This is a genomic window from Cellulomonas sp. Leaf334 (assembly GCF_001424195.1).
Taxonomy (GTDB): Bacteria; Actinomycetota; Actinomycetes; order Actinomycetales; family Cellulomonadaceae; genus Cellulomonas.
The window spans coordinates 335,222-349,859 of sequence record NZ_LMOO01000005.1 but is presented as its reverse complement, the minus strand read 5'-3'; the positions used below and the strand labels follow the sequence as shown (position 1 = coordinate 349,859).

The 14,638-nt window shown below is 74.7% G+C and carries 13 protein-coding genes; 8 read left to right on the top strand and 5 right to left on the bottom strand.

The annotated features are described in order from the left end of the window. Positions 1–68 precede the first annotated feature (68 nt). Genes ASF78_RS12075 through ASF78_RS12060 form a run of 4 tightly spaced genes read left to right on the top strand, consistent with a single transcriptional unit; the run spans position 69 to position 5,750 of the window. Positions 69–338: a hypothetical protein gene (locus ASF78_RS12075; RefSeq protein ID WP_056589414.1), complete on the top strand. Its 270-nt coding sequence runs from the start codon at positions 69–71 to the stop codon at positions 336–338. After that, positions 320–3,229, top strand: a complete 2,910-nt coding sequence (locus ASF78_RS23300) for a LuxR family transcriptional regulator (protein ID WP_304437709.1) — start codon at positions 320–322, stop codon at positions 3,227–3,229. The genes ASF78_RS12075 and ASF78_RS23300 overlap by 19 nt, the downstream gene beginning before the upstream one ends. 39 nt (positions 3,230–3,268) lie before the next feature. Continuing rightward, positions 3,269–4,339 (top strand): DNA polymerase domain-containing protein, encoded by a 1,071-nt coding sequence (locus ASF78_RS12065; RefSeq protein ID WP_056589411.1) that lies wholly within the window; start codon positions 3,269–3,271, stop codon positions 4,337–4,339. Next, positions 4,323–5,750, top strand: a complete 1,428-nt coding sequence (locus ASF78_RS12060; protein WP_056589407.1) for an MFS transporter — start codon at positions 4,323–4,325, stop codon at positions 5,748–5,750. The genes ASF78_RS12065 and ASF78_RS12060 overlap by 17 nt, the downstream gene beginning before the upstream one ends. A 4-nt stretch (positions 5,751–5,754) precedes the next feature. On the opposite strand, the gene ASF78_RS12055 is transcribed toward ASF78_RS12060, so the two are convergent. Continuing rightward, positions 5,755–6,843, bottom strand: coding sequence for a D-alanyl-D-alanine carboxypeptidase family protein (locus ASF78_RS12055; RefSeq protein ID WP_082495010.1), 1,089 nt, complete (start codon positions 6,841–6,843; stop codon positions 5,755–5,757). Between the two features lie 109 nt (positions 6,844–6,952). Here ASF78_RS12055 and ASF78_RS12050 point away from each other — a divergent pair, with 109 nt between their 5' ends. Genes ASF78_RS12050 through ASF78_RS12035 form a run of 4 tightly spaced genes read left to right on the top strand, consistent with a single transcriptional unit; the run spans position 6,953 to position 10,164 of the window. Next, entirely contained in the window at positions 6,953–8,236 is a 1,284-nt protein-coding gene (locus ASF78_RS12050; protein WP_056589403.1) for a hypothetical protein, read from the top strand. 20 nt (positions 8,237–8,256) lie between these two features. Next, a complete protein-coding gene (locus ASF78_RS12045; RefSeq protein ID WP_200940597.1) occupies positions 8,257–8,973 on the top strand; it encodes a DUF5701 family protein in 717 nt (238 codons plus the stop codon). A 13-nt stretch (positions 8,974–8,986) separates the two neighbouring features. Continuing rightward, entirely contained in the window at positions 8,987–9,415 is a 429-nt protein-coding gene (locus tag ASF78_RS12040) for a YdeI/OmpD-associated family protein (RefSeq protein WP_056589399.1), read from the top strand. 47 nt (positions 9,416–9,462) lie between these two features. After that, positions 9,463–10,164 (top strand): hypothetical protein, encoded by a 702-nt coding sequence (locus ASF78_RS12035; protein ID WP_056589396.1) that lies wholly within the window; start codon positions 9,463–9,465, stop codon positions 10,162–10,164. Positions 10,165–10,168: 4 nt separating this feature from the next. Here ASF78_RS12035 and ASF78_RS12030 read toward each other — a convergent pair whose 3' ends face one another. The 4 genes from ASF78_RS12030 to ASF78_RS12015 all read right to left on the bottom strand — a co-directional run bounded on the left by ASF78_RS12030 (position 10,169) and on the right by ASF78_RS12015 (position 14,519). Next, positions 10,169–10,468, bottom strand: coding sequence for a hypothetical protein (locus ASF78_RS12030; RefSeq protein ID WP_056589392.1), 300 nt, complete (start codon positions 10,466–10,468; stop codon positions 10,169–10,171). A gap of 4 nt (positions 10,469–10,472) precedes the next feature. Next, on the bottom strand, positions 10,473–11,135 hold the full coding sequence (locus ASF78_RS12025) for a LiaI-LiaF-like domain-containing protein (RefSeq protein ID WP_056589388.1): 663 nt from the start codon (positions 11,133–11,135) through the stop codon (positions 10,473–10,475). A gap of 33 nt (positions 11,136–11,168) precedes the next feature. Further along, positions 11,169–12,134: an alpha/beta fold hydrolase gene (locus ASF78_RS12020; RefSeq protein ID WP_082495009.1), complete on the bottom strand. Its 966-nt coding sequence runs from the start codon at positions 12,132–12,134 to the stop codon at positions 11,169–11,171. A gap of 105 nt (positions 12,135–12,239) precedes the next feature. Next, positions 12,240–14,519, bottom strand: coding sequence for a LuxR C-terminal-related transcriptional regulator (locus tag ASF78_RS12015; RefSeq protein ID WP_156374148.1), 2,280 nt, complete (start codon positions 14,517–14,519; stop codon positions 12,240–12,242). Positions 14,520–14,638: the final 119 nt, after the last annotated feature.

The window sequence follows — 14,638 nt, the reverse complement described above, 5'->3', positions numbered from 1 at the left end:
CTCACGACGAGAGTCGTCCCTGTCAACGAGAGCCGGGCAGATCGTCCGGCGTACCTGAGGAGGACACCATGGCTGACTTCTGGGGACCTGGCCTCGACGCCGAGCTCGCCTACCGTCACGAGCGCCTGTTCACGGCGCTGCGCCACACCCCGTACGGGGACACGCACGACCAGCGCGGCGGGGAGCACGACGACCTCGTCGCGGCGACCACGCACGAGCCGGGCTCGGCCCACGTCGCGGCCGCGGCGGCAGCCCCGGAGCAGCCCGCTCGCCCGAAGGTGAGTGCGCCGCGTGGGTGGGTGCTGCGAGGATCGGAGTCATGGCACGCGGCTCGATGAGCACACCCTTCGTCGCCCGCGCGCAGCAGGTCGACCAGCTCACGCTGGCACTGCAGCGCGCGGGCGTCGGCGAGCCTGCGGCCGTGCTGATCGGCGCCGACGCGGGGGTCGGCAAGACCCGCCTCCTGCGGCACGTGGCGGAGCTGGCGGACGCGGCCGGTGCGCGGGTGGTGGTCGCGCACTGCGTCGACCTCGGGGAGATCGGCCTGCCGTACCTGCCGTTCGCCGAGACGCTGTCCCAGCTCTACGCGCTCGACCCCGAGGCGGTCGGTGCGGTCGTCGCCAACCGACCCGCGCTCGCGCGACTGCTGCCCGGCCCGTCCGGCGGGGCCGCCCCGGACGACCAGTCGAACCGGCTCCAGCTGTTCGACGGGCTGGTCGAGGTGCTCGGCGCGGTCGGCCGCCCGGGGCACCCGCTCCTGCTGGTGCTGGAGGACCTGCACTGGGCCGACGCCTCCAGCCGCGACGTGCTGCGCTTCCTGGTGTCGCGGCTGCGCGACCAGCACCTGCTCGTGGTCGCCAGCTACCGCACGGACGACCTGCACCGCCGGCACCCGTGGCGGCCGGTCGCGACCGAGCTCGGCCGGCACCCGCGGGTCGAGCGCCTGGACCTGTCGCCGTTCACCGACGACGAGCTCCGCGAGTTCACGACGGCGCTGAGCGGCACCCCGCTGACGGAGTCCACGCTGCGCCGGGTCATCGACCGGTCCGAGGGCAACGCGTACTTCGCGGAGGAGCTCCTGGAGGCCGGCGCCGAGGCGGACGAGCTGCCGTGGAACCTCGCGGACGTCCTGCGCGCCCGCCTCGAGCTGCTCGACCCGTCGGTCCAGCGCCTGGCGCGCATCGCGTCGGCGGCGGGCCGCAGGGTGTCGGAACCGCTCCTGCGCGCGGCGGTCGTGGCCGACGGGGACCCGCAGCTGACCGTCCCGGGCGCGGTCGACTCGGCGCTGCGGGAGGCGGTCGCGCACCACGTGCTGGTGGGCGAGGACGAGCTCATCGCGTTCCGGCACGCCCTGCTGGCCGAGGCCGTGTACACGGACCTGCTGCCCGGGGAGCAGTCCTCGCTGCACCGCGCCTACCTGCGCGTGCTCCGCGACGACCCGACGCTCGGGCCGTCGTCGCAGCTGGCCTCGCACGCGTTGCGCGCGCCGGACCTGCCGACGGCGCTGCGGGCGTCGCTGGACGCGGCCGACCAGGCGCACGAGGTCCTCGCGCCCGCGGAGGAGCTGCGGCACCTGGAGGTCGTCCTGCGGCTGTGGGAGGCGGTCCCCGAGGTCACGACGACGTTGGCGATCGACCACGTCGACGTGCTCGTCTCCGCCGCGGCCGCCGCGAGCAGCGCCGGGCAGGTCGACCGGGCCGTCCAGCTCGCCCGCGCCACCGTCGAGGAGACCGCGTCCGACGTCCCGCGGCAGGCGAGCCTGCGGACGAGCCTCGCGCGGTACCTGCTGGGCGTCGAGAGCGTGCACGACGCGCTGGAGCAGTCGTCGCGGGCGCTCGCCGACCTCCCGGACACGCCGACACCGGACCGCGCGTGGGCGCTCGCCACGTACGCGCGCGGCGCCCTGAACGCAGACCTCGACGACGAGGCCGTGGCGAGCGCGACCCAGGCCGTCGAGCTGGCCCGCGCCATCGGTGCGGCCGACGCCGAGTCCGACGCGCTGACCACGCTCGCGGTGCTCGTGGTGGACGACGAGCAGCGCGCCGCCGAGCTGCTGCGCACAGCGCTGGCGCGCGCCCGGGAGGCCTGCGACTACGCCACCGAGCTGCGCACCATGTACAACCTGGCGAGCAACCGGTACTACGCGGGTGACCTGGAGGGGGCCACGCAGGTCACCGCCGACGGGGTCGAGCGGGCCAGGTCGCTCGGCATGACGTGGAGCGTCTACGGGGTCGAGCTCCACATGTTCACCCAGCTCATCCGGTACGTGTCGGGCGACCTGACCCCGGCCACGATCGGCGCGGTGCCCGACGAGCTGGCCGACACGCTGATCGCGTTCAACCTGTACGCGGCCGCGGCCCGAGGGGACACCGACGCGGCCGAGCGTGGTCATGCGCTGGAGCCCAGCTGGTCACGTGACGGGCTCATCGCGCTGGTCGCCGGCGGCTGCACCGTCGACGCGCACACGTGGCGCGGCGAGCTGGAGGAGGCCATCGCGCTCGCGCTGCGGCTGCTGGAGCACCTGTGGCGCGCCTGGTCTGACTACTTCCTGGGCGGCATCTGGCTGGTCGCGCTGGCCTTGAGCGCCCTGGCGGATGCGGCGGCGCAGGAGCGGCTGCTGGGCAAGGACGTCTCGGAACGGGTGGCGCTGGGCGACCGGCTCCTGGAGCGGGCGCGGACGACGGCGGAACGCGGGCGGCCGCGCGGCGGACGGCTGGGGCCGGAGGGGCGGGCGTGGCTGGCGCGCGCGCACGCCGAGCACTCGCGGCTCACGGGCATCAACGACGTGGACCTGTGGCGGGCGACCGTCGCCGAGTTCGACTTCGGGTACCGCTACGAGGTGGCACGCAGCCGGTTCCGGCTCGCGGAGGCGCTGCTGGAGGTCGGCGACCGCGACGCCGCCCGCGACGAGGCCGGGCTCGCGCTGACGGACGCGGACGCGATGGGCGCCGTGCCGCTGGCCACCGCCGTCCGCGGGCTCGCACGGCGCGGACGGCTGGACCTGCCCGGTGTCCGGATCGGCGGCCTCGATGTGCTGACCGCCCGCGAGGCCGAGGTGCTCGCCCTCGTCGCGCAGGGGCTGTCCAACCGGCAGATCGGGGAGAAGCTCTTCATCTCCGCCAAGACGGTGTCCGTGCACATCTCGAACCTGCTGGCCAAGCTCGGCGTCTCGGGCCGCGCGGAGGCTGTGTCGGTGGCGCACCAGCGGGGGCTGATCGGTGCCGGTTGAGCCGGGCACGTGTCGGTGGCAACCCCTAGGTTGAAGGGCATGTCGCCGTCGAAGACCCCCGCGGTCGAGCTCGAGGTAGCCGGCCGGACCGTTCGGGTCAGCAGCCCCGACAAGGTCTACTTCCCGGAGCGCGGGCTGACCAAGCTCGACGTCGTGCAGTACTTCGTGTCCGTCGGCGACGGCATCCTCGGTGCCCTGCTGGACCGGCCGACGACGCTGGAACGTTGGCCGAAGGGCGTGTTCGAGGGCGCCAAGCTGGCCACCCGGATGGACTCGACGGGTGACGCGTTCTACCAGAAGCGTGTGCCGCAGGGTGCTCCGGGGTACGTGAGGACCGCGCGGATCGCGTTCCCCAGCGGCCGGACGGCCGACGAGGTGGCGCCCAGCGAGCTGGCCGTCGTGGCGTGGGCCGCCAACCTGGGCACGCTGACGTTCCACCCGTGGCCCGTGCTCGGGGACGACGTGGACTCCCCGGACCAGCTGCGCATCGACCTGGACCCGCAGCCCGGAACGGACTTCGACGACGCCGCCCGCGTGGCGCCGCACGTCCGGGAGCTGCTCGCGGAGCACGGCCTGGAGGGCACCCCGAAGACGTCGGGCGGTCGCGGCATCCACGTCTTCGTGCCCATCGAGCCGCGCTGGTCGTTCGTCGACGCCCGCCGCGCCACCATCGCGTTCGGCCGGGAGCTGGAACGGCGGATGCCCGACGAGGTCACCATGAAGTGGTGGAAGGAGGAGCGCGGCCAGAAGATCTTCATCGACTACAACCAGATGGCCCGCGACCGCACCATCGCCTCCGCGTACTCGATCCGCACCAACCCGCGGGCGACGGTCTCCGCACCGCTGCGGTGGGACGAGGTGGCGGACGTCCACCCGAACGACTTCGACGTCACGACGATGCCGGCCCGGTTCGCCGAGGTGGGCGACCTGTTCGCCGCGCTCGTCGGGCACGCCGCACCGCGCGGCTCGATCGAGTCGCTGCTGGAGCTGGCAGAGCGGCAGGAGCACGAGGACGGGCTGGGCGACCTGCCGTACCCGCCGGAGTACCCGAAGATGCCCGGAGAACCCAAGCGCGTGCAGCCGAGCAAGGACCGTGACCGCCCCCGCTGAGCCCGCGGGCGCCATCGTCTACGCCTCCGCCCGGGGGCGGTGGATCCTGTTCGCCACCGTGCTCGGGTCCGCCATCGCGTTCATCGACGCGACGGTCGTGACGATCGCGCTCCCGACGATCGCCGAGGACCTCGACGCCAGCACCGCGGACCTGCAGTGGACCGTGAACGCCTACGCCCTGACGCTCGCCGCGTTCCTGCTGCTGGGTGGCTCGCTCGGGGACCGTTTCGGGCGGCGGCGGGTGTTCCTGGTCGGCGTGGTCTGGTTCGCCGTGGCGTCGCTGCTGTGCGCGGTCGCGCCGACGATCGGGGTGCTCAACGCCGCGCGCGCGTTCCAGGGCGTCGGCGGGGCCCTGCTGACGCCGGGGTCGCTCGCGATCATCCAGGCCACGTTCAGCGGGACCGACCGCGGGCGGGCGATCGGCGCGTGGTCCGGTCTCGGCGGCATCGCCGGAGCAGTGGCACCGTTCCTGGGCGGCTGGATAGTCGAGGTCACCACCTGGCGCTGGATCTTCGGCATCAACCTGCCGCTCGCCGTCGTCGTCGTGTGGGTCACGCTGCGGCACGTGCCGGAGAGCGCGGACGCGACGGCCGCCAAGAAGCTCGACGTCGCCGGGACGGTCCTCGGGGCGCTCGGCCTGGCCGGACTGACGTACGGGTTCACGGTCTGGACCGAGAGCGGCACCCCGGACGCCCTCGTGCTGGGCACGCTCGCGTTCGGCGTCCTCGCGATGATCGCGTTCGTCGTCGTCGAGTCCCGGGCAACCGCTCCCCTGCTGCCGCCGAAGCTGTTCCGGTGGCGGCCGTTCGCGGGCACCAACGCCGCGACGCTGCTCATCTACGCGGCGATCTCGGGGCTGTTCTTCTTCCTCGTCGTGACCCTGCAGGTGGTCGCCGGCTACTCGCCGCTCGCCGCCGGCCTGGCCCCGCTCCCGGTCACCGTGCTCATGCTGCTGCTGTCCCCCCGGGCGGGAGCGCTGAGCACGATCATGGGCCCGAAGATCCCGATGACCGTCGGTCCGCTCGTGTGCGCCGTCGGTGCCGTGATGCTCGCGGGCATCGGTCCCGACTCCCCCTACCTGACGCACGTCCTGCCCGGGGTCGTCGTGTTCGGTCTCGGCCTGTCCGCGACCGTCGCGCCACTCACGACGACCGCGCTCGCCGCGGCCCCCGACCACCTCGCCGGGGTGGCCAGCGGCGTCAACAACGCCGTCGCACGCGTGGCCAGCCTGCTGGCCATCGCGGTGCTGCCGCTGGTCGCGGGCGTCGGGTCGACCCTCACCGACCCCGGCTCCCTGGAACCCGCCAACCGCCTCGCGATGCTCGTCTGCGCCGGACTGCTGGCAGGTGGCGCGATCGTCTCGCTGCTGACCGTGCCGTCGAACGCCGAGGCGGTCCGGCCCCCGACCTGAGCCGTCAGCCCCGGTACTCGAAGTGCCAGTACTCCGGGTTCGAGCCGTTCCGGCCCGCCCACGACGGCGACACCCACCCGTACGCGGGACCGTTCGCCACCAGCCAGTCGCGCTGCGGGGTGTCCCAGCCGTACTCGCACGGGAGCTCGGGCACGTCCAGGGCCAGGCCGGTGCCGTGCGACGACGTGCCCGGCTTGGCCGCGACCGACCCGAGCGCCGCCCGCATCGCCACCTGGGTGTCGTAGTCGCGATACGTGAGGTCCAGGTCGAGGTTGTGCCCGAACTGCGCACGGAACGCGGCGTTCAGGCGCTCCAGCGCCCCGGCCGCCGCGGTGGTCAGGTAGTACGGCGTCCCGCGGGGGTCGACGTCCCACGAGATCGCGCTGAGCGACTCGGGGGGCAGCTTGCCGTTCGAGCCGTCGCCGCCGGCCGTGGCGGGCGAGGTGTAGAACGGCGGGCCCGTGTAGGTGGTGCCGCACGACGGGGCCGCGGCGCCGGTCGCTGGTCGGGCCGTGGGTTTCGCGGCGGGTCGCACCGCAGCGGCAGCGGCAGCCGCCTCGGCCTGCAGCCAGGTCTCGTGCGCGGCAGTCGCCGCGGCGTCGGCGGCGGCGAGGGCGGCGGCCCCCGCGCGCAGTGCCGTGGCGCTGTGCGGACCGGTCGTCCCGGTCGCAGCGGCCGGGTCCGTGGCGGCGACCCTCGCGTCGGCCTCGGCCACGAGGGTGGCCAGCGTCTGCCGGACCGCGTCGTCGGCGACCTTGCCCTCGGTCGTCGCGAGCGTCGCCCGCGCGTCCTCGGCAGCGGCGGCGAGCACCGCACGGGCGTCGGAACGGACGGTGGCGACGTGCGCCGCGGCGGCGTCGGCGGCCTGCGCCTGGATGGCGTCGACGTCGCGCACCTGCGCGTCGAGGGCGTCGGCTGCGCGTTCCTGCGTCGCGGCCTGCTCAGCAGCCACCCGGTCCTCGCGCTCCGTCCACGCCCACGCACCACCCGCGCCACCGACCACGAGGACGGCGGCGGTGACGGCGACGATGCTGCGCGAGGGTCGACGGATGGGTGTTCTCCAGTGCGTGCGGCGGTCTCGATCCGCCAGCAAGGGTAACCGCCACCCCGCGCGGCCCGCCGCTCGCCGTCAGCCACCCGCCATCCGGTGGAACCGTCGTCGGCGCGCTCAAGAGGAACCGGTGGCGCGCCGATCCGCCCACATGACTGATCTGCACCCGACGCTGTCCGATCCCGCGTCCGGTGCCCACAGCACACCGCCCGGGGTCCGGCCCCTGACCGCCGACGAGCTCGGTCACCTCGACCGTGCCCGTGCGCACCTGCGCGCCAGCGGCGCCGACCTCACGGACGTCCACGCCGTCGGCGCGTTGCTGCACGCCACGCGGACACGCTGGGCGGCCGAACCCGGCGCGCCGGTCCCGCAGGCCATGGTCATGGCGCTCGGCGTCGGGGTCGGCGACCTCGTCGTGGCGCTCGTCCCCGGCTCTCGGTGGGCCCTGCGCACCGCCGGCGCCGCACCCACACCCGCGGTCGTGTCGCTCTCGGGCGAGGACGCCGCGCTGCCGCTGGCCGATGTGGCGACGCGCTGGCGCACCGGGTGCACCCCCGCGTGGGTCGCGGAGTACGTCGTCGCGGCAGCCGCCCACCTGTCCGCACCGGCCACACACGACGTGCCGACCCCCCGCGTGCCGACGCGCACGGCACCGGAGCCCCGGGCGGACGTCGCGCCGCTCCCCGCCCGTGCGGCCACCACGCCCGCGACCGCAGCGCTGCCGTCCCGCGCGGAGACCCCGCTGCCCTCGCGGCGGGTCGCACCCGCGTCGGTCCCCACCGCGCCCGAGCCTGCACAGCTGCCGGCCCGCGCGGCCGCGAGCGCGGGACCCGCGGGGTACTTCGCGACGGCGGGGGGCGCGTTCCCGACCCCGCACGTCGTCGCGCCCGCGCCCGGCCCCGTGAGCTCGGGTCCGTCCCGCCCGGCCCACACGTCGCTCGCGTCCGCGTTCTCGAGGAACCCGGTGGCCGCCGCACCCCCTCCGGCGCCACCGGCCCCCGCGGTGTACCGGGTCCCGGCCGACCTCCCCCACCCGCCGTCGCGAGCCGCGCAGGACATCGCCCTCGGCGTGCTCGACCAGGCACTCGGCATGGCGATCGCCTCGGGAGGGCCCGCCGCACCGTTCGCCGTCGTGGACGGCAGCCCCACGCAGAGCCACGAGCCTCGCTGGTTCGAGGGCGACCCCGCCCGGGCGCAGCAGGAGGCCCGCGCATGGGTCCGGAGCACGGGCGCGGCGCGTGCGGCGGTCGCCTGGTTCGGGGAGCTGCCGGCCGACGAGGCGCCCGCGGTGTTCGTCGAGGCGTCGGATGCGGGAGCGCCGAGCCTGGTGGTCGCGCACCGCTACAGCGCCGTGTCGTACGACGAGGGCCGGACGCGACCCGCTCGGCCCGTCGGCGACCCGCTGGTCCTCGGCCAGGACGTGCCGCTGCTCTGACCGCGTGGGACGGTGGCCCCATGGGCGTCCCCGTCACCGTCGTCGACCCGCACCTGCCCACCGTCACCGCCCCGCCGTCCGCGGCAGCGACGGCGTTCGACCCGTCGGCCGACGTCCGCGCCGAGCTCGACCGCCAGATCACCGCGTACGTCGAGCTCGGCGTCGCGACGCTCCTGGGCGAGGACACCGACGCGTTCCGCGCCCGGCTCGCGCCCTTGGCGGAGGTCGCGACGACGCCGTCGACGCCGCCCGCCGTCGAGGGCGACGACGTGCCGTTCGTGCTCATCCTGCCCGGGCTGGACGTCAACGACGTCGCCCCGGCGATGCGGCGGGGCACCAAGCTCGGGGTCAGTGTCATCGACCGCGACGAGGCCCCGACCTACCGCCCTCTCCCGGACGTCGAGGTACCTACGGAGCCGTACCTGCTGTGGGGCGTCGACACCGGGTCGGAGCTCTGCAACGTGCGGCCCGAGGAGGCGCTGGTGACGATCACCGGCCGCGGGCGCACCCCGCTGACCATCGACGAGGGGGTCGCGCTCGTCGTCGTGCGTCCCGACATGCTCCGCCCGAACAAGTGCTTCTCCCTGCTGGCCTCGCGCACGGGCACCAACCAGCGGGTGCCGGCGGTGTGGATCAGCGAGCGGCGCGCGAAGCTCGGCTGGTGCTGGGACCGCAACCCGCACACGTGGCTCGGTGCCGCGTCCGCAGCGGGCCGGCTCGTGCGCGGCGACGCGTGACTAGGGTGCGAGCATGCGATTCCGGAGCACGATCCAGCTCAGCGGCAAGTCCGCGACAGGCATCCCTGTCCCGCCGGAGACGGTCGCGGCCATGGACCGCGGGGCACGGTTCCCCGTCGTCGTGACGATCAACGGCCACTCCTACCGGAGCACGGTCACGCCGTACCGGGGCGAGACGATGCTGCCGCTGAGTGCGGAGAACCGTGCGGCCGCCGGGGTCGAGGCCGGCCAGGAGGTCGACGTCGACATCGAGCACGACGACGCCCCGCGCACGGTCGAGGTCCCCGACGACCTCGCGGCGGCGCTGGCCGGTCCCGCCCGCGCCGCGTTCGACGCCCTGTCGTTCAGCCGGCAGCGGGCGATCGTCGAGCCGATCGAGGCAGCGAAGACGTCGGAGACGCGCGAGCGTCGGATCGCGAAGGCCGCCGCCGAGCTGGGGTAGCCGACTCTCGACGAGCGCCGACGACCGGCCGCCACTAGCGTCCCGGGATGCGCAGACTCGTCCTCGCCGCCCTGCTCACCGCGGTCCTGTCGCTCGTCGGAGGGTGCTTCGACCCGAACCCGCGCCCCGACGACGGCGTCGAGCGGCAGGACGTCGACCGCGAGGAGCCGGTCACGGTCGATCGCGGGACGGTGGACGACGCGGCGCTCTCGCTGACGGGCGACGCGTCGTCGATCACGCTCGGCACCGACGCCGCCGCGGGCGACCTGCTGGAGGTCCGCGCCACCGGCCCCGACTCACGCCCGGCGGCGGAGCAGTCCGGTGACACGCAGGTGCTCGCCCTGGACGGCGGCGCCGTGGTCGTCCGCCTGGCCGACGACGTCGCGTGGACCGTCGACCTGGGCGCTGGCGCCGACACGGTGGACGCCGACCTGAGCGCCACGAGCGTGTCGGGAGTCGTGCTCGACGGCGGCGCGCGCAGCATCGAGCTCACGCTGCCCCAGCCGAGCGGGACCGTGCCGATCGAGCAGCGCGCCGGCGCGGACCACCTGGTGATCCACCTGCCGGACGGCGTCGGCGCGCGGGTGACCGTCACGTCCGGCGCGGGCAGCGCGCAGGTCGACGGCGAGTCCACCCAGGGGATCGGCGCCGGCACGGTCCTGACGACCGACGGCTTCGACGAGGCCGACGACCACTACGAGATCACCGTCGCAGGCGGGCTGGGCAGCCTCACGATCGACCGCGGGTGACGGCTCAGGTCTGCGCGCGGACCGGGTACCACCGCGAGCCGAACCGGCGGGTCACGCTGCGCCCGCTGATGTCCGCGAGCTCGTCGAGCCGCGCCAGCACCGCCCAGCCGACGCGTCGCGCGGTCTGGTCGTCGTCGGCCTGGAACCGCACGGTGATACGCGCCTGACCGCGCACCACGGCGACGTCGTGCGCCTCGACGGTCGTCATCGCCTCCGCGACGGCGACCGCGTCCGGCAGGACGTCGGGCGCGGCGACCCCGGGCTGCAGGAGGCCGATCGCGGCGGTGACCCGGTAGGAGGGCACGGCGTCAGCTCTTGATCTCGGCCCCGCCCATGATGGCGGTGACGTGCACGATCAGCTCCGGTGCGCCGTCCTGGATCGGGAGGGTCGTCTTGTCCTCCCAGCCGCCCAGCAGCGGCAGCCCGCTGACCCGCACGCGCCACGTCGGGGGGACCTTGACCTCGACCCCGCCCCACAGGGCGAAGATCGCGATCTCCGCCTTGTCGACGATGTCCGCCTCGCGCAGGTCGACCTCGATGCCGCCCATGATCGCCGTCAGGCTGCCGCCCTTGAACTGCCGCGACCGCGTCTTGCGCTCCGACCCCCACCAGATGACGGTGGAGTTGATGGTGTCCTCGTCCGAGTTCCGCCGGCCGAAGCTGGTGAGCAGCGACAGCCCCACCAGGATCACGGCGACGGGCCAGAGCTCCCAGATGTTGATGTCGATGATGTCGAGCGTCCGCAGCAGGAAGAACACCCCGACCGCGATGATCACCGACGGACCCATCCACGCTCGCGGCACCGTGACCAGGGCGACCACGCCGACGCCGATGACGATCAGCGGCCACCAGTCGGCGGCCAGCTGCCCGAGGTTCAGGTCGACGAGGTCCAGCTGGATCAGCAGCGCGATCACCCCGACCGTCACGATCAGCACACCGAGGAACACCTGCACGGGAGGGCGACGGTCCATGGGCGTCACCGTAGCGGGATGCAGGGGTGCAGGTCAGCCCCGGGGATCGGCGGGCGACGAGCAGTCGGTGGTCAGCCACGCGAGCATCCGCACGGCGACCGGACCGGGCTCCTCGAGGTGCGGAAGGTGCCCCACGCCGGGGAGCGCCACGAAGTCCCAGTCGGGTCGAGATGCGGCCAGCGCCCGGGCGGGCGCGGCGCCCGCGAGCGGATCATCGGTCCCGTGCAGCCACAGGGCACGCGGCGGCACGGTTGCGATCGTCGCGCGCCACCGCCCGACGTGCATCAGCAGGGAGACGACCCCGAGCGTCTGGTCCCACTGTGTGGCGGCCGCTCGCCCGGCGTCGGGTCGCGCCGCCCGGCTCACCGCCTCCGCGACCGAGGCGTCGACGGCGTGTGCCGGGATCCGCTGGACGTGCGGCGTCGCCCGGGTCAGCTGCTCCCGGACCAGCTCGGTGGGAGCCCGCCGGGCCGTGAGGTGCCGGACCCCCGCCGCGGTGCCCGGTGCACGCAGGAGTGCGAGCTTCGACGCCAGGCGCAGGTCCAGCGCCCACCGCGTCCGGCGAGGCACCGGAGGGCTGAGCAGCGCCAGCCGGTCGACCTGCCGGGGCGTCGCCCCGGCGTGCAGGATCGCCAGGATCGCTCCGATGGAGTGTCCGACGAGCGTCACCGGTGCGCGCACGACCTCGTCGACGAACCGCCCGACCACGTCGAGCTGTGCCGCCACGGCCCGGTCAGCCCCGCCGCCGGGACCGGGCCCGGTGCCGCCGTGCCCGAGGAGGTCCAGGGCCAGCACACGATGGGTCGCGACGAGCCGGGGCGCGAGCACCGCCCAGTTCAGCGCCGACCCGCCCAGGCCGTGCAGGCACAGCAGCACCGGCGCGCCGGGCGGACCGCCGAAGTCGCGATACTGCACGGGACCGTCGAGATCGACGTGACGAGCGGCTCCCCCGAAGTCGGCTGACGGCGACGGGGACGGTGCGGGCAGGTGTCGATCCATGGGAGCTCCCTGGCTGGCGCGGTGGTGTGCGGACGCGTGCAGCGTCGTCGACCTCCGGGTGTCGCCGGACCACCCACCCGTCGCCCACCCCGGGTGGTCCGAGGATCAGCAGAGGTTCAGCTCGCGCCCGACCGCGACCGCCTCCGAGCGGGAGACGACGTCCAGCTTGCGGTAGAGGCTCTTGGTGTACCCCTTCACGGTGTTGACGGACAGGTGCAGCTCGCGCCCGATCTCCCGCTGGGTGAGCGGTCCGCGCAGTGCGCGGAGCACCGACAGCTCCCGGTCGGTCAGCTGCTCCCCGAGCACCCGCTGTGCACCGTCGGCGGCGCTCCGCCCGGCGCGGGCCTCGGCGGCCTCCAGCCGGGCCGACGCGACCGGCACGACAGGCCCGTCGGCCAGGGCGGCCCGCGCCCGTTCGATCGCGCCGCGTGCCGTCCGCTTGTCGCCGTGCGCCACCTCCACCACGGCGAGCGTCGCCAGCACGAGCGAGACCAGAGCCGGGTGGGCGTGCACCGCGACCAGGTCGCCCGCGCGTCGGAGCTCCGTGAGCGCCGGCCCGGGCCGCCCGCTGACCAGGTGCAGCTGGCCGCCGGCCGCGTGGAGCAGTCCGACGCCCGGAGCAGCCGCGTCCCCCAGCGCTCCCTCGGTGGCCTGCGCCTCGGCGCTGGTCGTGGTCAGCAGGTTCCGCAGCCGTGCCTGCTGCTGAGGATCCAGGTCGGTGTCAGGCCAGTCCCCTGCGGGCTGCGCCAGGGCCCAGGCCAGGAGGCCGGCGATCTCCAGCCGCGACACCGCGGGGAGCAGCGCGGTGGCCGGCGATCCCCATGCCTCCTCCAGCGGTCCGAGCGCCTCGACCGTGTCGCCCCGAGCGAGCAGCGCACCACCGAGCGCCACGCGGGCGACGACCCAACCGGGCAGGGTGCGGTCGATCTCCAGCGCGACCGCCTCACGGGCGTAGGTCACGGGAGCGTCGGGATCACCGTCCGCCCCGTACACGGACCGCAACGCGGCCGCGGCACCCCGCAGGGAGACGAACCCTGGGGTCGACTCCCCGTCGGGACCGGCGTCAGCGAGCTCGAGGTACCGGGGCACACGGTGGAGCCGACCAGTGGAACCCGCCGCCCAGGCCAGGGACAGCGCCAGCGCAGGCGATCGGGCAGCCATCTCCTCGCCGAGCTGCTCACCGAGCTGGAGGTACGTGCCGACGGAGCCGACGCGGAGGAACTCCGCGGCACTGGCGGACAGCAGCCGGGCGGCACCGGCCCGGTCACCCGACTCGAGGAGTGCCCGGACTGCCTCCTCGACGAACCCCTGCGCCGCGTACCAGTCGCTGGCACGTCGTTGGAGCTGCACCACGCGCTCGGGATCGCTCAGCTTCTGCAGCAGTGCCGCGCGGAAGAGCGGGTGGTACTGGTACCACTCCTCGTCCTCGTCGACGACCGTGGTGAACAGGCCGGCCCTGTCCAGGTCCCTCAGGTGCTCGACGGAGCCGTCGCGCTCCAGTACCCAGTCGCACAGGGACCCGCTCATCCTCGCCAGCGCCGCGCTCTGGAGGAGGAACGTTCGCCGGTCCACGCTCTGGCCCGCGAGCACCTCGCTCAGGAGGTAGTCCACCGCGTGGTGCACCCCGGAGCGCCTTGCCGCCCCGTCGCGGCCCCGCCGGTCGCGCAACGACAGCGCCTCGAGCACGAGCCCGACGGCCCACCCCTGGGTCGCGGCCACGATGTCGTCCAGCCCTGTGGGTGGCGCCGCCTGGGTAACTCCCGCGATCAGCGTCGATGCCTCGCCGCGGGTGAACCGCAGGTCGTCGGGTCCCAGCTCGACCAGACGACCGCGCGCCCGCAGCCGCGCCACGGGCAGCGGAGGCTCCCCGCGGCTGGCGACGAGAACACGAAAGCCGACCGGCAGGTAGTCCAGGAACAGCTCGAGACCCTCATGGATCTGCCGGGCACCGAGCTCATGGAGGTCGTCCAGCACCAGGGCATGACGATCGGTCAGGCCGGCCAGGGCGTTGAGCAGCTCCGGGACGGCTGCGTCCAGCGGATCCACCTGCGGCACGGCCAGCGCCGCCAACGCACCCGCGGAAGCCGTCGGGACCACCGTGCGCAGGGCGGTCGCGACGTACGTCCAGAAGCGCGAGGGTTCGTCGTCGGCGCGGTCGAAGCTGACCCACGCGGTGCTTGCCAACGTCGTCGTGGTCGAGGCCCACGAGCTCAGCAACGTGGACTTGCCCCACCCGGCAGCGGCCGCGACCACCGTGACAGGCACGTCGGCAGCGGCGTCGAGCAGGTCCAGCAACCGCAGCCGCTCCACCAGCACGGCAGGCGCCGCCGGCCGGACCAGCTTGCCCGCCAGCAGAGGGCCGCGCCCGCGCACCTGATCACTCATGGAGGCCTCCGGTCGGACGCACGATGCCGTACCCGCGGGCCGGGCTCCGGCGCTGCACCGCGACCATGGTCCCCCACGCCGCCGGTGACCGGCCGTCCGGCCCACCCGGGGTGTCCTGC